Source organism: Sorangium sp. So ce362 (assembly GCF_051519845.1).
Lineage (GTDB): Bacteria > Myxococcota_A > Polyangia > Polyangiales > Polyangiaceae > Sorangium.
Genome location: NZ_CP150332.1, coordinates 11,316,680 through 11,340,313, shown reverse-complemented (window position 1 = coordinate 11,340,313; position 23,634 = coordinate 11,316,680). Strand labels below are relative to the sequence as shown.

The 23,634-nt window shown below is 72.8% G+C and carries 11 protein-coding genes and 1 tRNA gene; 4 read left to right on the top strand and 8 right to left on the bottom strand.

Annotated features, from left to right (window positions below):
• Positions 1-688 precede the first annotated feature (688 nt).
• From WMF17_RS43445 to WMF17_RS43430, 4 genes are read left to right on the top strand one after another with little or no spacing between them, the layout of a single operon-like run.
• Positions 689-2,104 carry a hypothetical protein gene (locus tag WMF17_RS43445; protein WP_437646774.1) on the top strand — a complete coding sequence of 472 codons (1,416 nt, stop codon included), beginning with the start codon at positions 689-691 and terminating at the stop codon, positions 2,102-2,104.
• The gene (locus WMF17_RS43440; RefSeq protein ID WP_437646772.1) at positions 2,101-4,302 is read left to right on the top strand and encodes a hypothetical protein; all 2,202 of its coding nucleotides are present in this window, start codon (positions 2,101-2,103) and stop codon (positions 4,300-4,302) included. Before WMF17_RS43445 ends, WMF17_RS43440 begins: the two co-directional genes overlap by 4 nt.
• Positions 4,299-5,357, top strand: coding sequence for a hypothetical protein (locus WMF17_RS43435; protein WP_437646770.1), 1,059 nt, complete (start codon positions 4,299-4,301; stop codon positions 5,355-5,357). The genes WMF17_RS43440 and WMF17_RS43435 overlap by 4 nt, the downstream gene beginning before the upstream one ends.
• 30 nt (positions 5,358-5,387) lie before the next feature.
• Positions 5,388-6,458 (top strand): hypothetical protein, encoded by a 1,071-nt coding sequence (locus WMF17_RS43430; RefSeq protein ID WP_437646768.1) that lies wholly within the window; start codon positions 5,388-5,390, stop codon positions 6,456-6,458.
• Positions 6,459-6,638: 180 nt separating this feature from the next.
• Here the strand turns inward: WMF17_RS43430 and WMF17_RS43425 are convergent, their stop codons facing one another.
• The 8 genes from WMF17_RS43425 to WMF17_RS43390 all read right to left on the bottom strand — a co-directional run bounded on the left by WMF17_RS43425 (position 6,639) and on the right by WMF17_RS43390 (position 23,372).
• Complete coding sequence (locus WMF17_RS43425) at positions 6,639-7,397, bottom strand: hypothetical protein (protein WP_437646767.1); 759 nt, start codon at positions 7,395-7,397, stop codon at positions 6,639-6,641.
• 163 nt (positions 7,398-7,560) lie between these two features.
• Positions 7,561-8,352, bottom strand: a complete 792-nt coding sequence (locus tag WMF17_RS43420) for a hypothetical protein (protein WP_437646765.1) — start codon at positions 8,350-8,352, stop codon at positions 7,561-7,563.
• 15 nt (positions 8,353-8,367) lie between these two features.
• Positions 8,368-9,933 (bottom strand): hypothetical protein, encoded by a 1,566-nt coding sequence (locus WMF17_RS43415; protein ID WP_437646764.1) that lies wholly within the window; start codon positions 9,931-9,933, stop codon positions 8,368-8,370.
• A 10-nt stretch (positions 9,934-9,943) separates the two neighbouring features.
• Positions 9,944-10,954 carry a hypothetical protein gene (locus tag WMF17_RS43410; RefSeq protein ID WP_437599428.1) on the bottom strand — a complete coding sequence of 337 codons (1,011 nt, stop codon included), beginning with the start codon at positions 10,952-10,954 and terminating at the stop codon, positions 9,944-9,946.
• An 883-nt stretch (positions 10,955-11,837) separates the two neighbouring features.
• Positions 11,838-11,919, bottom strand: a tRNA-Leu gene (locus WMF17_RS43405).
• Between the two features lie 180 nt (positions 11,920-12,099).
• On the bottom strand, positions 12,100-13,329 hold the full coding sequence (locus WMF17_RS43400) for an ATP-binding protein (protein WP_437599426.1): 1,230 nt from the start codon (positions 13,327-13,329) through the stop codon (positions 12,100-12,102).
• A 57-nt stretch (positions 13,330-13,386) separates the two neighbouring features.
• Complete coding sequence (locus WMF17_RS43395) at positions 13,387-15,063, bottom strand: carboxypeptidase-like regulatory domain-containing protein (RefSeq protein ID WP_437646762.1); 1,677 nt, start codon at positions 15,061-15,063, stop codon at positions 13,387-13,389.
• A gap of 566 nt (positions 15,064-15,629) precedes the next feature.
• Positions 15,630-23,372: a hypothetical protein gene (locus tag WMF17_RS43390; protein WP_437646760.1), complete on the bottom strand. Its 7,743-nt coding sequence runs from the start codon at positions 23,370-23,372 to the stop codon at positions 15,630-15,632.
• Positions 23,373-23,634 lie beyond the last annotated feature (262 nt).

The window sequence follows — 23,634 nt, the reverse complement described above, 5'->3', positions numbered from 1 at the left end:
GAATGCGGCGGCGGCGAGGGCGCCATGCTGTCCAGGACGTTCGCGGCGCCATCCAGGAAATGGACCGGGCCGTCCAGGAAATGGACCGGGCCGTCCAGGAAATGGACCGGGCCGTCCAGGAAATGGACCGGGCCGTCCAGGAACCCAGGCGCGCCGTCCAGGAAATGGACCGGGCCGTCCAGGAACCCAGGCGCGCCGTCCAGGAAATGGACCGGGCCGTCCAGGAAATGGACCGGGCCGTCTGCTGCATCCGGCCAACGGGCACGTCTTCAGGGCGCCATCCGCGCTCGTCGTGCCGCGGCGCGGCCTCGTTATCCCATCGTGTCGCTCGAAGCTGCGGCGAACTGGCCGGATTCCAGCATGCCGATGGCCCCTCAGAACCGCGCCGGAGCACTCGCCACGGCTTCATCAGGGAGGGCCAACCGCGCCGCGACGAGTCGGACGCACCGGAGGACTCCTCCGCCGCCAGGCGACGGCCTCCCCGTCCGGCGACGGTCCGTGCGTTGAAGACGGACGACATGGCGCTCGGAGCGCGATCCAGGGCCGAGCAATGTCCTACCGCTTTCGTGAGGACGCTTGTGTCTAGAGAACGTGCGGGCGAGCGTGCATGGGCGAGAAAAATCGCGGGGTGGAGGGAATGAGCATGAGCGAGAGATCGAAACCGTGGCGACGGAGGACGATCCTCGCAGTGGCTGTCGGCGCCCTGGCACTTGGCGCGGCGGGGGCCGGGTGTTTGTGGGAGCGGGAGGACCGCACGTTCGGGAGCTTCTGCGCGGCGGCGGTGGGCGGCGAGGAGCACTGCGTGGGCGAGAACCTGGGCCCGGGAATCGCGTGGAGTCAGGCCGAGAAGGACGGCGCCCTGCCCATCGAGATGTGGGCCACGTGGCCGACCAACAAGACGCTGGATGCGATCGTCGCGAGCGGCACCTCGCTCGACGTCTGGTTCCGCCATGTGGACGAGGCGATCGACTACGTGCGGGACGACGCGAGGAACGCCGAGTCGCTGCGGGCGACGCTCGCGGGCAAGCTCGAGTCGCTGCTCGACGAGGCGAGGGACCGCCAGAGGGCGCTGCTCGCGCAGGCGCCGGTCGACGCGACAGGCAGCTTCAAGGCGGCGATGATCGACAAGGCGAGCGCCGAGACGGAGCCGCTCGCCGCGGCGCTCGCGGCCGACAAGCAAGCCATGGCGGTCGTGCAGGCGATCTTCGACCAGGGCCGGAGCGACGCGGCCCCGCTGCGATCGAAGTACGCGGGCGTCGCGGCGCGCTTCGCCGCGTACCGCGCGACCGAGGCGGCGGAGACGGCGACGTACGCGGCGCTCTCGGAGCAGGCGTCGCGGTCGGACATCGACGGCCTCGACGGCGTGGAGCAGGCGGTGCTCGCGGCGGCGCGCGAGGCGAGCCGGGCGCCCGGCGAGCTCGCCGCCGAGATCCTGAGGTCGTCGGCGGCGCTCCAGGTCTTCGCGGCCTCCTTCGACGAGGCGATGGCACCGCACAGGGAGTTCCTCGCGACGCACGGCGCGGTGCTGCCGGACATGACCTCGGGGGCGCTGCGGTCGCTGAGCGCGATGCTGGGCTATGTGCAGCGGCGGGTGGCCCGGAGCGACGCGACGGCGGCGGCGCTGCTCGGCGGCATCACGCTGCGCCGGCAGGCGCTCCGCGTGTCGCAGATGGACGAGGGGGCGCGCGAGGCGATCGCGGGGGCGCGGACCCGCAAGGCGTCGGACGCCTTCGGGGAGCGTGCGCGCGCGCAGGTCGCGGCGCTGTCGGCGGCGCCGCCGGTGAGCGAGAAGCTCAGGCTGCCGCTGCTGGCCGAGCGGTGCGGGGAGCTCTCGGCGCTGGTGCAGCTGCGGCCGCTCTGCGGGGCGGCGGGGTCGTCGTGGCGCGAGGCCGGGTGCGCGGCGCTTCGGGAGCGGTTCGACGCCGCGGAGGCCGAGCTCAGGACGGGGTTGCCGCGGAAGATCGCGGCGGGCCTCGCGGCGCTGCGGGAGAAGGGGATGGCCGCGGCGGCGCTCGACGCGGCCGAGGCGAGGCTCGCGGCGGGTGACGTGAAGGGCGCCGCGATGGCATATGACGCCGCCGTGCGCGACGCGGAGGGGACATGAGAGGCTCGAAGGATGTTGCGCTGCGTGGCTTCTGCGCCGCGGTGTTCCAGAGGCTCGTGCTGGTCACAGCGCTGGCGGTGCTGTCGCCGTCGTTCGCGCGGGCCGGCACGCCGTACAGCCTCGACTGGGTCAGCACGCAGTCCAGCACGTCGTGCGAAGGCCCCTTCCTCGTCGAGGATGGAGACCCGTTCTTCCGCGTGAACGACACGCCGCTGCCGACCTACGAGGTCCCGGGCACGCTGGTGACCCACGGCGATGGATCGCGCAGCCACCGGTCCGAGGCGGACTTCGACTCGGTGCTGCTGGGAATGGGAGCAAACGAGTTCCATTTCGCGGTCGCCAACTCGGGCGGCGACGACTGGTGCACCGACGCGCACGAGCTGGTGACGCTCGTCTCGGTCCCGCTCGGGCTGAACAAGCCGCTCTTCAACGTCCGGCGCAGCGGGGCGAAGTTCTCCGGCAGCACCGAGGTCGACCTGAGCCTCGCCGAGATCAACCCGGCGCTCGCGCGCGACATCGAGATCCTGCTCGCCGAGATCGCCAAGGAGCGCAAGGCGCTCGTGGCGAACGCGCCGCGGGTGGCGCGCCTGGCGGAGAAGATGGACCTGCTCCAGCAGCTCGACACCGAGCTGAAGGACCTGGTCAGCCGGCCGCTGGACGAGATCTCGCGGACCGATCTCGACGCGATCCTCGACCGGTACAAGGACGTGGTCGGCGCGGAGACGCGGGCGGCGATGGAGCAGCTCGTCGAGGACCTGAAGAAGAGCGTCAGCGATCTCGAGGACGAGCTCGCGCGGCTGATGGACGAGTTCGGCGCGCAGGCGGACGAGGTGGCGGACCTGGCGACGCAGGACGCGCGCGCCGAGGGGTGGAACCCGGACGACACGGGGGCGTACGCGCTCGGGGAGAGCGAGGTGCCGTGGGTCGAGGTGCCGGACATCGCGGAGGTGGACGGGGCGTTCGACGAGGGGAGGGACCCGTACGCGGCGTACGCGGATGGCGTGATCGCGGCGCTGGAGGCGGACGTGAGCGGCCGGGTGGTGGTCCTTCGGGCGGACTTCGTGGCGAACGTGCGGGCGTGGCGGGCGAACAGCGCGGCGCTGGAGATCGCGCTGCGCGACCGGATGGGGGTGTCGCTGGCGGAGACGAACGCGTTCCTGAAGGCGCAGAACCGGATCACCGGGGTTGTGCGGCGGTACATGGATGCGTCGGACTGGTTCGAGGACTCGCCGGTGCCGGCGGACCTGCGGGCGCAGGTGGACACGGTGCTGAAGCCGAGGTTCGACGCGCTCGCGGACCAGATGAAGGACAGCCTCAACCAGTGGACGGGGGACGGGCTCGACCTGGAGCAGACGCAGCTCTACCAGACGATCAGCGCATTCGCGGGGGCGATGTCGACGGTCGGCGAGGGCTTCGAGGCGTACGCGGGGGTGATGCAGACGCTCGTGCATGCGACGACGCGCATCGGAGTCGGCTTCGTGCCGGTGGTGGGGCCGGCGCTCGACCTGTGCGAGGCCGTGACGGGGAAGGCGTGGTGCTTGCCGTCGGGAGAGGAGCTGAGCGACGAGGAGCGGATCTTCTCGGGACTGGGCTTCGGGCTCGGGGCGGTCGGGCCGATGTGGCGGGTGGTCAAGACCAGCGGGGGGCTCAGGCCGTCCGCGATCCGGGTGGCCGGGGAGATCGCCGAGATCGAGGAGGCGTTCGCCAAGATCGTGAAGACGAACCGCGTCAGGGGGTACAAGGGGCTCACCGGGGCGATCACCAAGTTCGAGGTGAACATCTTCGAGAAGAAGGCGGCCAAGTTCCTGGTGGACGACGGAAGATCGCTCATCGGGGTCGGCGACGATGCCGTGCGCGACGTGGTCGGCATTCCGAGGGAATCGAGCGCTGGGGGTAGCGAGGGGGCGGCGCCCGACTTCGTGTCGATATCCAGCGGGCACCAGCTGATCGTGAGCGAGGCCAAGGGCGGGAAGATCGATGTCGGCAAGGTTCGCAATCAGCTCACGAACGCGATGATGGCGTTGAAGAAGAGGAGGCTCGATGGAGATGTGGCCCGGTACGAGCTCATCATGGAGCAGGGCGCGAAGTTTAATGACCCGAACATCACGGTTCGGGACGGCTACCTGTTCAACTGGAAGACGGGCAAGAACGTGACCTTGATAGACTCCGATAGATTCATCATGGTAATCCGGCTATGAGCGAATCAGAACCTTGGTTCTATGCGTGGTGTGACGAGGCAGAACGGCTCGACGCGTTCGCCGCCGCCCTGTCGGCCCTCGTCAGTCCGGGGGCTCTCATCAGCCTGATGATGAGCCACCAGCAAGGGTGCCGGACACGCTCCGTGGACGAAGTGCTCGCGATGATCCGCGCCCACTTCGGAGGAACGAACAACGTTCACCTCCTGTCCGGCGTGAGCCTGAGCGACTCCGAGCGCGGCATGCTGTTCGGCCTCAAGTGCTACACCGATGAAAGCGAACGTCTCTGTCCTTGGGGCCCGCTCTGCTTGAGTGCGGGCGAACGGAAGTGGGATTTTTACCCCTACGAGATCCCCGTGGGCAGGGGCCCGCGCTGCGTCGAGGCCGAGGCCGCGGTCGCCTGTCACCTGGTTCAGGGCGACATCGCGGAGCTCCTGCTTCGCCTCTGCGCGCCGGACGCGAGCGGGCGCGTGCCGACCGGCGCCTGCACGACCAACCAGGACTGGAGTGCCCCGGTCGAGATGTGCGCGACCTACAACGCGAACGCCGCGGAGATCGCGCGCGACCTCGCCCTCTCGTGGGTGAGCCTCCACCACAAGGAGAGCGTCTCGCGCATCGCCGGTACGTCGCTGGAGGCGCTCCACGCGCGTGTGGAAGCCGCGCCGCGCGGCGCGCGCGTGCCCATGAAAGGCACGAGCGAGCTCACGGGCTCGCTCTCGCGCGAGACCGTGCTCAAGGCGCTCGCGACGCCGCCGGCCACGCTGCTCGATGCGCTCGAGGCCGCGGCGGTGCCCGACGAGGCGTGGCGCGCGGCGGAGCCCCAGGCGCGCGAGCTCCTCGAGCTACGCCGCCAGATCGAGGACGAAGCCGCGGGGGAGGTCCCACCCGCCTTCTGGATAACCATCACGACGCGTGAGCACACGCGCTTCCTGGAAGAGCACGCCCCCTTCCACGTTCGCCGCCTCCCGAGCGGCGGCGTGGTGCTGGCCACGCACCCCTACCGCACGCTCTGGCCGCTCTGGGCCGACGCGCTCTTCGTGCTCGGCCTCCTGTCCTGACGCAGGCTACCTCATGAGGATGATCAAGCGATGAGAGAAGGGCCGTTTTTCTTCGCCTGGTGTGACGAGGCACAGAGGGTCGATGCGTTCGGCGCGGCGCTGTCGGCCCTCATCAAGGAGCCACAGTACAGTATGCGCGCGATCATGGACCGCGACACGGAATGCAACACGACCTCCGTGGACGAGGTGGTCGCGATGCTCCGCGCCCACTTCGGGCGCACCGACGCGGAAACCTATTTCGTCGCATCGTTGAGTTACGAACACTTCGTCCATTGCATCCTTCGCTGCTTCACCGACAAGAGCGAACGTCTCAAGCCGATGGGTCCCATGCACATGCACGCCCGCCAGATCGAGGCCTTTTCCCCCATGCACATGGATCTCGCCCTGGGGAGGGGCCCGCGCTCCGTGCAGGCCGAGGCCGTGCTCGCGTGGCACATGGCGCTGGAAGACATCGAGGACGTCCTGCTCCGCCTCTGCGCGCCGGACGCGAGCGGGCGCGTCCCGACCGGCGGCTGCACGACGGCGCGGACCTGGCTCGCGCCGGTCGCCCTGTGCGCGACGTACAACGCGGACGCCCGCGACATCGCGCGCGATCTCGCCCTCTCGTGGCTCTGCCTCCACGACAAGGACAGGGTGTCGCGCACCGCGGGGCTGTCGCTGGAAGCGCTCCGCGCGCGGGTGGAAGCCGCGCCGCCTGGGGCGTGCGTTGCGCTGAGACATAGCACCGGGCACTCGAGCTCGCTCTCCCGTGCAGCCGTCCTCAAGGCGCTGGAAACTCCGCCTTCCGCCTTGCTCGAGGCGCTCGAAGCAGCGGCGGAGAAGCCCGATGGCGCGTGGCGCGCCGCAGAGCCGCGCGCGCGCGAGATCTACGAGCGGACGCTCCCGTTCAGGGGGCGCGACGAGCAGGGCACGGAGACGGGCAACGGCTCGCCCCTCTCGCAGGTCGAGATCACCCTCGACCACTTCGAGTTCCTGGTCCACCGCGCCCGGTTCTACGTCCGGCGCCTGCCGAGCGGCGGCGTGGTGCTGGCGACCCACCCCTACCGCACGCTCTGGCCGCTCTGGTCCGACGCGCTCTTCGCGCTCGGCCTGATGTCCTGACGCAGGGCGCACGCCTTCACGGCGCCATCGGCGCTCGTCCCGGTCCCGTCGCTCGTCCGAGGCACGCCCGTGCTCCCTGCGACCATGGCGGTCCATGACGCGCGAGCTCGGCCATGTCGCGGGCCTTGAGCGGCTCGGCCGCGGCGAGGGCATCTGCGCGTCGAACCGCCCGACCGCGCGCTACGGCAGCGTCGTGTCCCTCACGGTAAGGCCATGGTTCGTCAGCTCCACGCCGTCGCGCTTGTACACCACGCCGGTCGCCACATCGGTCATCGCGCCAAGGCCGAGCGCTCCGTAATCGACCTCGATCCGAGCCCAATAATGCCCAGACTCGTTGCGCTCGGCTGGAACGTCGGTGCTGAACGTGGCGCCCGTGAACAGGTTCTTCAGGTAGTACGTCGCCGTGTCCGGCTCCGGCACATCGGCCCTGTCGGGGTCGATCCCGGCGGAGAGGTTGACCAGTACAGCGTCATCGGACGAAACCCCGTAGTAGAAGGCGGATCGCGTGCCTCGCTCGAGGCCCATGGCTCGAGAGATCCTGTTGTCCTTCCAGCTGGCCAGCAAGAAGAAGCTCGTCGTGTAGCGCTCCTCGCAGCCGAACCCCACCTCCTCGGCGGACAGCGCCACCGACCAGTAGAAACGGTCCGCCTTGTCCCGCACGAGATCCCAACCTCTGAACGTGCCAGCGGGCATGTCCCATGCGACGAACACAATGCGTTCAATCCGCGGCCACTCGAGCAGAGGCCCGTAGACCTCGGGGAGCCAGAGGTCGTCCTCGCACCAGAGAACACGGTCAAGGCTCGAAGCCACGTTGTAATCGTCGCTGCTGTGCCCGGCGCGCGCGAGCAGCTCCGCGACACCGGGCGGGTCGTCGTCGCCGCCGCAGGAGACCGCCGCGAGCGCGACCATCACGAGACCAACGAGCTTCGACCGCTTCATCCGTTCCTCCTCGGCTCCCTGGGGAAAACTGCCCACGTCGAGGGCCAGCCCATGTTCGCCCGCCGATCCAGGGACGCTCGGGCTCGCCCCAAGCCCACGTCGAGGGCGCCGGACAGCTCGGCCGCGGCGAGGTCCTCTGCACGCCGAACCGCCCGACCGCGCGCTACGGGAGTGAGGTCACTAGCACGGTAAGGCACTGGTTCATCAGCTCCGCGCCATCGCGCTTGTACACCACGCACGTCACCACATCGGTCATCACGCCAAGGCCGAGCTCTCCGTAATCGACCTCGAGCTCAGCGGAATGATCCGGAGCATCGTCCCCGTTGCCATCGGTTGGAACATCGGTGCTGAACGTGGCGCCCGTGAACAGGTTCTTCAGGTAGAAGGTCGCCGTGTCCGGCGCCGGCACGTTGGCCTTGTCGACGTGGACCGAGGCATAGTAGTCGACCAGCACACCGTCATTGGAATCAATATCTTCGGAGAAGGCGTCTCGATCGGCTCGCTGGAAGCCGACGGCTACAGAGACGTTGTCCTCCGGCCAGCTCGCCAGCAAGAAGAAGCCCGTCGTATAGCGCTCGTCGCAGCCGAAGCCCACCTCCGCGGCGGGCAGCGCCGCCGACCAGATGCGGCGGTCCGCCGCGTTCCGCACGAGATCCCAGCCTCGAAGCGTGCCAGCGGGCATGTCCCATGCGACGAACACGATGCGAACGAGCCGCGGCGACCTGAGCGGGAGCCAGTCGACCTCGGGGAGCCAGACGTCGTCCTTGCACACGAGATCACGGATCCCAGGGGTCGAAGCCAAGATGTCATCGTCCCAGCTGTGCCCAGCGCGCGCGAGCAGCTCCGCGACGTCGACGGGCGCGACCTCCACGGGGGGGTGGTCGCCCCCGTCGCCGCCGCAGGAGACCGCCGCGAGCGCGACCATCGCGAGACCAACGAGCGCCGACCGATTCATTCGTTCCTCCTCGGCTCACTGGGGAAAGCCGGCCACGCCGAGGGCCAGCCCATCGTCGCCCGCGGACCCAGGGACGCTCGGGTTCGCCCCCAGCCCGCCCTTGCCGCCTGTTCCCACCTTGGGATCAGGCCCCGTCACCCCCGGGAGCGATGCTCCCACCACGGCGATGGCGATCGAGGGCCCGCCCTGCCCTCCGCCGCCGTGCCCGCCGTTGCCCCCTTTGCCGCCGTCGCCGCCGGAGCACCCGAAGGGCGAGCCGCCGAAACCCTGCCCGCCGGGCGCCCCGAGCCCAGGCGCCCCACCGATCTGGAAGAGACCGCCATGGCCGCCGTCGCCGCCTCGCGCGGCTTCGATCTGGGTGCCGTGGAGGTCCACGCGTGCGCTCAGGATGAAGAGGCCGATGCTCGCGCCCCCATGGCCGCCGCCGCGGCCGCCGTGCCCGCCGCAGCCGCCCGAGCCGCCGGAGCCGCCGCCCGCGCCGCCGGCCTTGCGCGGGGTGCCGCAGAACATCGCGCCGGCCCGCGTGCCACCCCCGCCGCCGCCCCCCTGCCCGGGGAGCCCGTCGCCGCCGTCGCCGCCGTTCACCCCGCGGTAGAGCCCTTGCGCGTCGAACGCGCCCAGGCCTCGCGCGCCCAGCCCGTTCGCGCCGTCGAGCCCGTTCGCGCCGGTGCGCCCGTTCAAGCAATCGTCGGTGCGGCTGGCGCCTTGGCCACCGAGGCCGAAGCCGCTGGGGTTCGGGATCGGCATCAGCTCGCCGTCGCCGCCGGGCGCTCCGTGGTCGATCGTTCCATCACCGCCCCATCCGCCGATCGAGTCCCCTTGCTCACAGGCGCTCTGCACCGGGTCGGCGCCGGACACGAAGTCGCCGGTACACGCGTCCTGCCCGAACCGGCCGTGGCGCCCCGTCCAGGCCGGCGTCTGCTTCAGCTCGCCCGGCGCGCCGTCGTGGCCCCGCGCGCCGTCGCCCGCGACAAGCTCACCGCGGTGCAAGGTGACCCCGGCGCCCTCCAGCACGATCGCCGCGATCGAGGAGCCGCCCGGCGTCGTGGCCGGCGCCGACTGTGCCACCAGATCGAAGACCGTTGTCATGGCGCCGGCTTCGAACGCAAGCGGGATCTCGTCCGGCCCGGGCTCGATCACGGTGTTGCTCCCGCCACCGTTGTGGATCCACTTCCGCTTGCACGCGAACCCGCCCCAGATCTCCAGGGTCCCGCGGACGCGCACGGCCTCGGGGAAGCGTTCGCCACAGGCATGGATCCTCGGACGCCGCTCGGGCTTCTCGGCCAAGAGCTCGATGGCCCGCGCGATCGTCTGGACGGGTTTTTCGCTCGTCCCCGGCTGCCCATCGTCGCCCATGCTCGAGCTGACGAAGACGCCGCACGCGTCCGTCGCCTCAAGGCCCTCCTGGGGTTCGTTGGGACAAGGCGGTTCCTCGACGGGCGGCGGCGGCTCACAGCGCAGGCGAGGCCCGCAGGGGACCTCGGCACACCCGGCGCCGAGGACGCAGGAGGCCAGGATCAGGACCACGACCTCCGCGAAGGCAGCGCGCCGCGAGCGTGTGCGCTGGATGGATCGCTGCATCGAGGTCACTTCACCACACCCCGCTGAACCAGATGCCGGCCTGATCGCCGTTGATCATCGGCACCACACGCACAGGACGCCGGCTCCGATCGACGCCATCGTAGATGAACGCGCCGATCGTCGCGGCGGCGACGACACCCGCGCCGATGAAGAAGCCTGTCGCGACGTCCCGGGCAATCTCGTGCGCATCATAGAAATCGTTGATCTCAGCGCATGTCACGGCGTGCTTGGACGAAGGCGACGCGCAGATCCAGGAGCTGTCGTCGTTGTTCCGCCGGAGCACAGCGGCGCGCCGCTCTGCCTCTTCGCCGTACTGCGCCGCGAGACCCGAGGCGACGAGGCCCCCGGTGAGCGCGAGCGCGGTGGCGCCGATCCCGCCGATCCGCGCCGCGCCCGCCATCCCGTCGAACGGCCCAGGCGGATCCGGTCGGGTCAGGGGCTTGGCCCGGGGCCTGGCCACGGCCTTCCTGGGGGTCGCGGGCTGGGTCGAGGCGCGAGCGGGCGCCGGCGCCTCCTTGGGCCTCTCGACGAACCGGAGCACGACCTGGACTGCCTTCCCCTTCTCCACCTGGATGGTTTGCTCGGCATCGAGGAAGCCGGGGAGCGTGGCCTTGATCGTGTGCGCGCCAGGCTCGACGTACACATAGCCGGTCGTCGACGCGTCCCTGTCCCGGACCTCCGCGCCGATCGTGATCAGCGCGCCCTGATGGCTCAAGTCGAAGTCGATCTGGCCCACCTCGCGCCGGGCTCTCTCGAGGCCGTCCGTGTAACGGCGCCGCTCGGCGGCCGTTCCCGCGCCCGGATCCTTGAGGCATCTGTCGATGGCCATGGCGGCGTCGACATGCCGCCGGAGGGCGAGCAGCGCCATTCCCCATTCGCAGCGGACCCTACCGCCTACGCCGAGCCTGTACGCGAGGTAATAGGCCTCTTCCGCCCGCTCCCATCTTCCCTGGTTGCGGGCGATGTCTCCCACGCGGATCAGCGCCTGGACATCGACGCCAGGCTTGCCCCCCGCCGCCACCGAAGGCCCGACGTCGTCGAGCCGAGGTGGGTCGGCACGGCCTGGCTCAGCGACAGCCAGGCTTGCAGCAAGAAACAACAGCGCCGCCACGCAAGATGGCGTGATCCGAGCCTGCGACAAGCACTCTCGTAGGATGCACAACCGCATGGCATACATCGCGCTATCGAGGGGGAGCCGCCGCCGTGCTGGCTCGCCCAGCGCGGCGTCGTTTCATTTGTCACCCATAGCATCCTCTCGTGGCACGGCAGTCAAGCGCCCGTCTCGTCGGTCGCGCGCCGCTTTTCCCGAGAGATCTTTCCGAACGAGCGTCCAGAATTCTCAGCACAATTGACGAAATCGACCGTGGGGGAACTCGTCTCCGAGATCAACCGCCAGGGCGAGGCCTTCGCGCACAGGCCGCACCGCATCGCCGATGCTGAGCAGCTCGGCCGCGGCGAGGTCTCTGCGACCTCGCGACGACCTGGGTATCGACGCTCCTCGGAAACCGCGCACGGGCGCCGAACACGACCGGACCGAGCCAGGCAGCCGAGAGTAGGCGCAGCGCTCTGCGCGACCAGGTGCCCTGCTGAAGCAGGGCGACAAGGAGCAACGACGCGATGCGTCCGCCTCCGGCCGCCTCACGGCGGAAGGTTTCATTCGGCCGGACCCCCCCTCGCCCGAGGGCATGTGCAGCCCGCGGGCGCCGCCGGGCGTCCAGCTGGGCAAACACGACCGCTCAACAGTACCAGGGCAGGCCGTCGAGGCTCAGACGCGATCTCCAGCACCGAGCGTGCCCCGTCGAGATACAACGACGGCACCGCGGGTACTCCACACGAATCGTGTGGGAACGCACTCAGCCAGGTGCGTACAAGGATTGAAGAACGATGCGTCGAGTGAGAGGCAGTGCGAAGGGGGGGACTTGAACCCCCACGGTGTTACCCGCTAGCACCTCAAGCTAGTGCGTCTGCCAATTCCGCCACCTTCGCGAGTGCGTTGCGGGACGGAACCTACCCAGCTGGCCAGGGAAGTCAAGCTAATCCTCTCGGAGCCGTCCCGCGGCGCGGTTCTCGCGCCGCCCAGCGCAGCGTGCCGGCCGAGCGGCGTCGGCGGCGGCGGCCATCCCTCGGTGCGCGGCGCGACCCGAGATGCGACCCGAGGCGCGCCCCTCAGCGGACGAGCGCCTCGACGATCTCGCGGATCTCGAACGGCTTGCGCACCCAGGACACGCCGGAGTTCGAAGGGAGGGGAGCGGCGACGGCGCTGCCGGACATCACCACGAGCCGCGCGTCGGGGTTGGCCCTGCGCACGGCGGAGACGGTGCCGAGGACGTCCTGCTCGATCGGCGAGATGTCGAGCAACGCCGCCTGGAACGGACCGGACGCGAGCGCGCCCGGCAGCTCGAGCGCGCTCTGCACGCTGACGATGCTCGCGCCGCGCGCGGTGAGCGCCGTGTCGAGCAGATCCACCACCGCGTCGTCGTCCTCGACCACCAGGATCCTCACGCCGTCGAGGACCGCCCCCGGCAGCAGCGACGTCCTGCTCCGCGGCACAGGCGGCGCCTCCTCGGCCTCTCCGCCGCCGGACGGGCGGTCGGCAGGCGCGAAGCCCTCGATGGGCCAGCGCAGCTCGAAGCGGGCGCCCTCCTCCGACGGGGCGAGCGTGAGCGCGCCGCCGGCGGCGCTGGCCAGCGCCGCAGAGTGACGGAGACCGATGCCCGCCCCGCCCGGACGCGTCGAGACGCCGGAGCTCAGCAGCGTCGCGCGGCGCGACAGCGGCACCCCGGGCCCCTGATCGGCCACGCCGACGATCACCGCAGCACCGTCGAGCCTGGCATCCACGCGCACAGCAGAGCCGCGGGGCGAGAGCGCGACGGCGTTGAGCAGCAGGTTCGTCAAGATCTGCACCACCGCGGCGCCGTTGCTCACGCAGGTCCGCGCGACGGCGGGATCGATCGCCGCGCGGAGCGCGATCGCCGAGCGGCGCGCCTCGGAATCGAGCCCGGTCACCGCATCGTCGACGACATCGGCGAGCAGGCGCGTCGGCTCGCCCAGCGCCGTCGGCGCGACCTCGCCGGCCGGACGCCCCTCGGCGTCGGCGCTGATGGCTCGCCGGATCAGGCGGCGAGCGTCACGCGCCCGCGACACGGCGACGCCAAGCGCACGGCTCAGCTCGGGGCCTTGCTCGCCCTGGGCCCGCTCGACGCAACCCACGATGACCGTGAGCGCATTCGAGACCTCGTGCAGCGCGACCGCGAGCTCGTGCGCGGACGGTAGGGACGTCGCGCTCGCGCGCTCCTCCTCGGTACGCTGTCCCGGATCGCCGCGCAGAGGTGGCGCGAAGGTCAGGCCATCGTCTGTTGAAGGCTCCGATATCCCATCGCGCGTCGGCTGCGCCACGGGCGTTAGCCTATCTCGCTCCGCGCTGAGCTGGTACCGCCCTTTTTCGCTCCGACTTCACCGAGACGTCGACGGGGGGAGCAGCAGGACGTAGGAGCCGTCGGGCGCCGACCGGGTCTCGCCGACCTGGATGACCCCCGTGAGCGTCCCCTGCGCGGCCTTGCTCTCGACCGGAAGCCAGGCCACGACCGCGGCGTCGCCGAGCTCGGCGCCCGACGCGTCGCGGACGACGCCCTGGAGCACGGCCGGATACGGCATGGCGAGCTCGAGGTCGGTGACCGCAGCGTCCGTCGCAGGGACCACGAGGCGCGGCCGGACGAGCCACGGGTAGGCAGAGCCCGGCGTCGGCCGGACCGAGAAGTCGAACTCCCCGGGGTCGGCGCGGATGGAGAACGCGCCGTCGCGCAGGACCCCGGACGCCTGCCGGGGCAGCAGCGGCTCGGGCGTCAGCACCTGATGGAGGTAGGTCGTGCCCTCGCCGAGGGAGGGGACCGCGAACACGCTCGCGCCATCCATCAACTCGCCCTTGGGCCCCTGGACGCGGCCGCGCAGCGTCCCGGCCTCCGGGAGGACGACCGACTGGCCGCAGTAGCAGTCGTCGCCGGCGGCGAACTTGAGCGGCTGCCTGGCTTTCGCCTTGGTTGTGTCGTTGATCGGCTGCGCGAAGACGACGTACTCGCCGGGCGGGAGGTCGGCCCGGAAGAGCCCGTTCGCGTCCGTCTCGGTGTCCAGCTTGTAGGCGGCGGTCGGGGCCTGGTCGATGTTCGCGCTCTGGATGCGGACGGCCGAGGGCACCGGGTTGTCCATCGTGTCGAGCGTCCGGCCCTCCACGCGGCGCGCCGCCGCGTCGAGCTGGAGCAGCGAGAGGGCCAGGTTCGCCGTGGACCCATGGAGCGCTACCTCCTCGAGCCCCCAGTAAACCGTCGGCCGCGGCTCGCCGTCCCTGGGACGCAGGCGAATGCGCGGGATCTCGTCCCTGTCGGGCCAGTAGAACTTCACGCTGAACTCGACCCGCGATGCGGTCCCCGGCGGGCCCGACTCGCCCTGATGGAGGATGCCGACCTGCGAGATGACGCTGCCGGTCAGCGGCTCGACGAGATCGAGCTTCCACCCGTCGACGCGCACGCCCGCCGGCACCTGCAGGCTGCCTTGGAGCACGGCGGGAGCCTCGGCGTTGATGCCGAGCGTCCATTGCTCAGGGACCAGCTGGTTCGGCAGGAAGATCGGCGGGGGGACGTCGCGGCAGCCGCTGCGCGCCTGCGGGACCAGGTAGAGATGGTAGCTGCCGGCAGGGATCGCGAGCTGGAACCTCTGGCTGTCGCCGTTCGGCTCCGAGAGCGCCGAGTAGCTCTGCGTGGGCAGGCCCGGGACGGGCGCGATGCGCCGGAACTCGGCCTTCACCGGGAACTGCCCGCCGGTGGTGAGGCCGTCGCAGTAGGAGCCGCCCAGGCGCAGCGTGACCTCCACGCGCGCAGGCGGGGGGAGCCCGAGATCGAGGGAATGCACCTGTCCGCCGGGAGCGTCAGGTGAAAAGCGGCTGCCCACGTCGACGTCGAGGAGATGGGAGACCTCCGCGCCCACCTCGCGCGAGGCGCGCGGCCGGATCTCCAGGATGAGCCCATCCAGGCGCGCGCTGGTCGAGACGCACGCGCGCTGCCCGCTGACATCCGCGCAGGTCGCCCCCGGACCACACTCGGCCGACAAGTCGCAGGCGTTCGTGGGGCCGGACTCCATGGACTCGAGGGGAATGCTGCAAGCCACCGAGGCCGGTAGGCAGGCGAGCAGCAAGGCACGCACGGCGGGTCGCGCGCTCACAGCGGCCTCCTCGCCGAGAGCGCGACGCGCTCGGCGCAGAGCGCGCACCCACGCCGTCCCGGCGCGGTGAGGGAGCGCGACGGCTCCGCCGGGACGCCGGCGATCGGCAGCGGTCGAGCTGAGGAGAGCAACACGCGGTGCCCGAGCGGGTCCGCACCCGAGCAGGCGCAGGGAAAAATCACGCTAGAAAGAGAAGGCGATGTTCGTGCCAGCTCGCCGCCGGCGTTCCGGGCAGCGCGAAGCGCGCCTGCTGTCGGTTGAGCAGCGCGCAACCGGCGGCGGGGCTCTGACAGCGCTGTCGCGTTGAGGCGGACGCGCGGAGGTGGCCAGGCCGCAATCGTCGCAGCGGAGTGAAACGTGGGCGTGCACACGGGAGGCCTCGGGTGGATGGGGGGCAACACGGTCCGTGCCGGCGCCGCGGGGCGCGCGGTCCGGGGCAGGGAGCCTCGTCGCCGCTGACGTCAGCGCGGCGGCAGCCTCGACGCCTACGTGCCTGCACGGAAGCGCGAGCTGCCCGTGTCGAGCCGCCGGAGCGAAGGCACCGTACCGGGCTGCCATCGCGCTTCGGCGTACTCCATCCGCGTGGCGAGGCGTACGAGATCGGCGATCTCCGGGTACGCCGCGCACGCCGCGGCGAGCCCCTCGGGCTCGGAGAGCGGGGTAGCCAGCTCCAGGCCGCGCTCCTTGAGGGTCGCGTGCACCGCGGTGGCGAGGTTGCCCGCGGCGAAGAGGCCGGCGCGACGCATGGCGGTGCGGGTCATCTTGACGGCCGCCTCGTAGGTCATCTTGCTGGCGCTGTCGCAGATCTCGCGGAGGCGACGCTCGGCGCGGGGGGGGATGAGCTGCCAGAGGTTCTGCTCGAGCCGCACCACAGCCGGGTTGCCGCGGCTGCTGTACGCGGTGTCCTCGAGCGGGCCGAAGGCGGCGACGATCGCGGAGAGGAGCGTGCGGAGCTCGTCCTCGGCGCAGGTGTTCACGAGGACATAGTCGGGCATGGCGCCGGCCAGGTGAGCGCCGAGCAGGTAACGCAGCTCGGGGGTGTCCTCGCGGATCTCGCCCCGCAGCAGCACGGCCGGCGGGTTGACCCGGATCACCTGGCCCTCGGGCGACGCCGGAGCAGGCGACGGCGCGCGCTGGTGGTAGAGCGCGGTGCGCAGGAGACCGAGGTGACCGGCCACGACACCGTAGAGCTCACCGAGCAGGGTCGGCGAGGTCGGCTGGACCCGCTCGGAGGCGACGAGCCCGGACTGGGCCGCGTCGCGGCGATAGAGCCCGGTCTCCCAGACGAGCGCGAGCGCCTCGTTGACCGGAGAGTCCAGGTCACGGAAGAGCAGGGCGCTCACGAGCTCCGGAGCGTCGCGCTGCGCGGCGAGGAGCGGCGGCGAGACGGCGCCCTCGCCGCGTCGGTCGGACGGCTCGTCGCCCTCGAAGGCGCGCAGCACGTGCTCGATGGCGCGGGCATAGGTCATGTTCTTGTCGGCGATCGCGGCCGCCTGGAGGCGCTCGAGGGTGCCCCGATCACCGAGCCGCAGGTGCGCCTGCATCCGGCGGACCGCCAGCGCCTCGCGCGAGCGATCGTCGCGCGGGGCGAAGCTCTCCATGAGCTGCTCGCCAGCCTCGTACGAGCCAGCGGCGAGCTCGCGGAAGAGCGCGGCCTCCTCGAAGCTCTCGGCCGCGGACGGCGGCCACGTGGTCAGGAGACGCGTCGCGGAGGAGGGCGGCTGGAGCGACGGCGGGGCGGAGACCGGCGGCGCAGCGTGCTGCGCGCCGATGCCGGCGCGGCCCGAGGCGGCGCCGCGGCGCGCACCGCTGCTCTCCGCAGCGCCGGGGGCCGGCGCCCGCGAGGCCGGCGGGGTGACCGCCGACCCATCGAGCAGCTCGTCGTCCGATAGCGCGGGAGAGCTGGCCCGGGACGCGTCGGCGGCGATCAGCGACTCGTCGAGCGGATCGTTGAGCTCGACAAGATCGATGTGCGGGTTGCCGGAAGCCGGCGCGCTGCCGCTCGACGGCGCGCGGCTGCTCGACGGCGCGCGGCTGCTCGACGGCGCGACGCCGCTCGACGGCGCGATGTCGCTCGACGGCGCGCGGCTGCTCGACGGCGCGCGGCTGCTCGACGGCGCGCGGCTGCTCGACGGCGCGACGCCGCCGGCCGCCGGGGAGAGGCCGGGCGGCGCCTCGGGTGCCACCGGGGCAGGCTCCGCGGCGACGACCCGGATCAGCGTGGCGTGAGGCACCTCCTCGGGCGGCAAGGTCGCCCGCTCGCTGGCCAGCTCGGCGTTCAGCTCGGCGATCTTCAGCCCCAGCGAACGATCCGAGCCCGCCAGCACCGTGGCCTGCGAGAGGATCTGCGCTGCGCGCTCCGGATCGCTCGCCGAGTGCAGGCGCGCGAGCTGCATCAGCGCGCGCGCGCGGTCGATCCCCGAGCTCTGCGCGACGAGCTCTTCGAGGGCCTTGCGGGCGGCCTCGGGCTCGCCCCGGGCCGCCGTGAGCTCCAGCTGGCGCCGCAGCGCCAGCGCGCGCGTCTCCGGCTCCGCCGCGGCCTCCTCGAGGAGCCGCGCGGCCGCCTCGAGCTCGCCGGCGTTCTGAGCGGTCTCGGCGGCGGCGAGCGCGACGCGGCCGCGCGCGCGCATGCCCTGGAGCTCGCCGCCGAGCGCGCGCTCGAACAGCGGAAGGGCGGCGGAGAAGTTCCGCTTCAGCGCCAGACGCTCCGCCATGCCGAGCGCGACCAGCGTGCTCGGGCCGACCTCGGCGTGGCGCCGGGTCAGCTCGCGCATGCCCGCGCCGTGGCCCTGGATGACGTCGAGCGTCTCGGCCAGCAGAAATGCGTGAAGGTCGACGTGCGCCGGGCGCAGGCGCGGCGCGATGCGCCCGAGCTCCTCCACCGCGGCCTGCGCGTCGCGCGGCGTCCCGGTCCCGCGCAGGCGATACTCGATGCGGCGCGCCTCGAGGACGGCGTCGGGAGAGTCCGGGGCGAGCTTCACGGCCCGGCGGGCGCGCTCGAGGGCCGTGGCGTCGTCGCCGAGCATCGAGGTGGCGCGCGCCGCCTCGACGAGCAGCTGCGCGCGCCGCTCGGGGGCGTCGCGCGACGCGCTGGCGAGCTGATCGAGCGCCGCGGCGAGCGCGTGACCGTCCCCCTCCCGGCGGGCGATCTCGACGCGGAGCTCGATCACGGCCTCGCGCGGGGCGATGCGAGCGACGCTCTCCAGGGTGTCCTTCGCGGACTCGATATCCCCGCCGCCGAGGTAGCTGCTGCACGCGCGGAGGTTGTACTCGGCCCGCTCGTCGGTGGTGGTCGCGAGATCGCCCAGCCTGCACCAGAGCGGGGCGGCGCGGAGCGGCGTCCCGAGCCGCTCGTAGATGTCCGCGAGGAACCGGAGCGCGCTCACGTCGTCCGGCGACGCCGCGAGCAAGGACTCCAGCTCGCCGCACGCCTCGTCGAGGAGGCCGAGGCGCTGCTCGAGCAGGGCGGCGCGCCGGAGCCGCAGCGCTCGCCGCGTGTCCGGCAGCGGAGCCGCCTCGATGCGGCGCGCGAGGAGGGCGGCGACGGCGGCGTGATCGCCGCGGTCGCTCGCGTCCTGCTCGACGACCTCGAGGGCGTGCATGTCGGTGAGGTCCAGCCGGGCGATCGTCTCGTAGAGCGCCACCACGGTGCCGCGATCGCCGAGCTCCTGGGCCAGCGGCGCGAGCTCGCGCAGCACGAGCAGCCGCTCCTCGTCGCTGGCGGCGGCGCCCTGGAGGCGCGTGAGCACGTCGAAGAGCTGCCGGTGATCGTCGCTGCGCCGGGCGAGCCGGATGAGCTCGTCGAGGTGCGCCTTGTCGAACGGCGTCTTCTGCGCGGCCTCCAGGAGGAGCTCCAGCGCGGCGTGGAGATCGCCGCCGGCGGCGAGGATGCCGGCGAGCTCGCGCGTCATCTCGAGGCGGACGGCGCCCGTGACGTCCACGCGCGCGAGCTCGGCCTCGAGGAGCGCCTGGAGATCGCCGCCGCGATCTTCGGCCGCGTACAGCCGCCGGAGCCGGGTGACGACCTCGACGCGCGTCTCGCCCTGGAGCTGGCCGCCGGCGAGCGCCCGCTCCAGGGCGACCGTGGCCTCCGCGCGCTTTCCCTCGCGCTCGTGCTTGTCGGCGAGGTGCAGCAGCGCCTCGAGGCGCCGCGCGACGGGCAGGGCGTCGTCCAGAGACCGCTTCAGCGCCTCGTCGCCGGTGGCCTCGACCGCCGCCTCCGCCTCGTAGGCGAGCGCGTCGTCCTCGGGCGCGCGCCGGGCCGCCTCCACGAGCAGCGCCGCCGCGACCGGCGGCACGCTCAGCGCGTCGGCGAGCTTGCTCGCCCACCGGAGCAGGGCAGGACCGACGCTCGAGTGCGGCCTCATCGCGGCGGCGTACACCGCCGCGATGAGGTGCGACGCCGGCTCGGTCTGCTGCGCGAGCTCGCCGACGATGTCGAGCAGCGTCTGGAACTCGTCGATGTCGCCGTCGGCGAGCATCGCGCGCTCGATCGCGGCGAGCGCGAGCGCGGGCGCGTCGAGGACCTCGACGGCGATGCGCGCCATCGCGAGCCCCGCGCGAGCCCCCTCGGGCCCCTCGAGCTTCGCGGTGCTGGCCTTGACCGCGCGGTCGAAGCGGATGGCCTCGACCTCCGGCTGCCCGGTGCACGCGACGAGATCGCGGATGGCCGCGCCGACGTCCTCGACGATCGCCGGATCCGGGCGCACGACCATCGCGCGGAGCAGGATGTCGAGGCGCAGCCGGAGGCCCTCCTCCGTGCGGCCGGTGAGGGCCGCGGCGCGCTTCAGCCAGGCGTTGCGCGACGCCGGATCGGCGGTCGCCGCCACCCGCTCGAGCGCGCGCACGGCCTCCGAGGGCTCGCCGGCGTGCTCGGCCAGCCGCGCGAGCAGCACGTACGAGGTGCCCTCGGTGGGCACCGCCTCGAAGCTGGCCACCGCGTGCGAGAGCGCGAGCTCGAAGGCGCCGCGCCGCTCCAGCTGCCGCGCCGCGCGGTAATGGGCCGCGCGGCGGCCGTAGCAGCCCAGGGCCGCGTCGGCGAGCAGCCGGTAGGTCTTGTCGAGGACGGCGACGCCGTCGTCGGCGTCGGCCGATTTCTCGACGAGCGCGACGGCGTCGGCGCGGAGGGGATCGAGCTCGATCGCGCTCGCCGCCGTGGCCAGCGCCCGCTCGGGCAAGCCATGCTCGTGCGCGAGGTTGGCGGCCTCGATCAGCAGGTTGGCGCGCCGGCGTCGCTCGGGTCCGACGTCGCCCGACCACCTGCTCTCCGCCGCTGCGGGCTGCGCTTCCGCTTCGCCCCGCGCCTCGGCGGCGCGGGCGACGATCGCGTCGATCGCGGCCTCGACACCCGCGAACTCGCACATGTCCCGCGCGTAGCGCTCGGCCCCGCTGCTCGGCGCCACCTCGCTCGCCCGGAAGAACGCCGCCTCGGCGCCGCGATGATCCTCCGCCAGATCCCAGAGCAGGCTCCCGAGCTCGCGCCACGCGGCCGCCGCCTCCTCCGCGGCGTCGCCGCCCTGGGCGGTGAACGCCCGGGCCTTCGCCTCGACCAGCGCGATGGCGCCGTCGGAGCTCAGCCCCTTCGCGTCGAGCAGCGACGACTCGAGGCGCTGGACCCGCGCGAGGACCTCCTGGGGGTCGGCCACCGCCGCGGCGGCGCGCGCGAGCTCCTGCGCCGCGCCGTCGGGGTCGCCGCCGTCGAGGCGGCAGTCGGCGAGCATCAACATCAGCTCGGGGGCGTGCGGCGCCGTGATCTCGACGGCCAGCCACCGCTCGAGCACGGTCACGGCGAGGTGAGGATCGCCGGCGTGGCGCGCGAGCTCGAGCAGCCGCTCGCGCAGGAGCGGGTTCTGAGGACCGAAGACGTCGAGCGAGCGCCTCGCGAGCGCCGTGCCGCGGGAGGGATCGAGGTCGTAGAGGGCGTGGAGCGCGCTCGCGAGCGGGGCCGCCATCTCGCCGAGCGGCTTGGGCTGCGCCAGGATCCACGCGAGCGCGTCCGAGAGCCGGGCCGCGTCGCCGGCGACCGCGGCGCGACGGATGAGCTCCGTGGTCGCCTGAGGGCACCCGGGCCGGAGCGCGAGCCAGCGCTGTGTCCACGCGAGCGCGAGCGGCAGCTCGCCCAGCGCCTCCAGCGCCCTGGCGAGGCCGTCGCAGAGCGCGCCGCGCGGGAACACCGTGGTGATCGAGCGCTCGATCGCGGCGACGACCGCGCGGTCGACCTCGAACGGAGCCGCCTCGCCCGCCTCCGCGGCGGCGGCGAGCTCCGCCGTGAAGATCGACGCGAGCGTGGCCGCGGCGCGCGTGCACGACGGATCGGCCTCGCAGGCGAGCGCCGCGATCTCGCGCGAGAGCGGCGCGGCGCGCACCCGCGCGTAGAGCGCCGCGGCGACCGCGAGCAGCACCGCGCGCAGCGCCGGCCAGACGGGCGCCGCGAGCTGCACGATCGCGTCGGCGCGCTCTCGCAGGCGCCCGGTCCGCGTGGCCAGCACGAGCGCGGCGCTGGCGGCGCCGCGGTGCCCCGGCGCCTCGCCGAGCAGCGGCGACACCTCGTCGAGCGCGCGGGCGTCCTGGCCTTGCCGCCGGGCGATCGCCGACAGGAGCAGCCGGGCGCGCACCAGCTCGACCCGCGTCAGCATGGGCACGCGCATCGCCTCGGACCTCGCGGAGCGCGCGCCCTCGGCCTCCGAGGACGGCGGCTGCGTCGCCTCGGCCAGCCGCGCGCGCAGCAGGGCGTCGAGCGCGGCGCCGCCCCCGGTCCGCCGGCTCAGCCGATCGAGCGCCAGGAGGCAGCCGCGGTCGGTCGGCAGCGCCCGCGAGAGCCCGACGAGCGCCTCCTCGTAGGCGGCGCGCTCGGTCGGGCGACCCCGGTAGATCACGACGAGCCGGCGGAGCGCGTCGATCCGCCCCTCGGCCGCGTCCGCGCCGCGGAGCGCTCGCTGCGCCGCGGCGAGCGCCTCGTCCTGCGCCTTGAGCCGCTCCGCGATCCGCTGGAGCCCCGCCGCGGAGCGCTCCGGGTCGCCGCCGACGTTCTTCAGCGTCTCGAACGCCCACTGCGCGAGGCCTGGGTCGCCGATCTTCTCCTCCGCGAGGCGGGCGAGCTCCGAGAGCGCGTCGATCCGCGCCGCCGCGTCCTCTCGCGCCCTCGCGTCCGAGCCCTCGCCGATGCGGATGAGCGCCTCGACGAGGGGCGCCATGTCGTGCAGGGTCGCCGCGTGCTCGCGCAGCGCGGAGCGCGCCGCCGCGCTGCTGGAGTCGCTCACCGCGGCCTCGATCCAGGCCTCCACGGCGCGGTCCGGGCTCGCGAGCGGGCCGGCATAGAGCCGCGCAAGCGCCGTGTACGCCTCGGCCCTCGGCCCCCCCATCCGCTGCTCGGACCGGATCTCGAGCCGCGCGGCCACGAGCTCGTAGAGCCCCGCCTGCTCGATCACCTCGTCGATCATGGGGGCTGCGTCGCCGTCGACCTCGCCGTCGAGACCCGCGTCGAGCACGCAACCGGCCGCGCGCGCCCAGTCGCCCTCGCTCGTCGCGCCCTGGAGCCGGTGGCCGTGGACCGCCATCGCGCGCTGCAGCGCGGAGGGGGCAGAGGCCTCCCCACCGGGCGCCCGCTCCGCGAGCGCTTCGGCGTGCGCCCGGAGCACCTCGTCGGCGGCGCCGTGCCGGCTGCGCACGAACAGCGCGGCGGCCATGGCCTTGGCGGCGGTGTCGTCGTGAGGGGCGATCTCGAAGGCGCGCAGGCGGTCCTCGAACGCCGCCTCCCGCTCCCGCGCGGCTTCGCGCCGCTTGGCCGCCTCCAGGTACGCCTTCGCCGCGACCGTGGGGAACACCTCCTCCGACGCCCAGGCGGCGATCGTGCCGAGCAGCTCGCTCGCCATCGCGTCGTCCGGGGCGAGCTCGCTCGCCTCTTCGAGCGCATCGACCGCGCCCGCGACGTCGCTGGCGCGCGCCAGGAGCACGGCGATCTTCACCAGCACCCGCGCCGTCGCGCCGGGCGGCTGCGCGTCATCGCGGAGGCCGCGCAGCGCCGCCGCGGCCAGGGCCGGCTCGCCCAGCCCCGCCAGCCAGCCGGCCAGCTCGCTCCTCATCGCGAGGTCGTCGCCCAGCGAGAGCGCTCGGCGCGCGAGCGCCGCCGCCTTGTCGAGCTCGACGCCGCGCGCGGCGAGGATCCTCGCGAGGGCGAGGGCCGCCTCGCGCTCCCCATGGGCGTCGCCGGCGGCGCGGCGGTCGTCCACGCGCGCGCGCCAGTAGGCTTCTTCAGCGCGCGGACCGCGGTGGCGCGACACCGGCGCGACGGATCGACTGCCCCCGATGACCAGCTGCCCCGCAGAGGCGGGCCCCGCTGGTTCCATCAGCTCCGGCGAATGCAGCGTCCTCCGCGCGCCCGACGCTGATGCTGCCCGTTCCGGAGGTGAAGAGCTCATTTCGGCGACCCGCTTCGGGTATTCTGAATCCGCTCAGCCTACCAGAACGACCGAGGTACAAGGCCAATCTTCC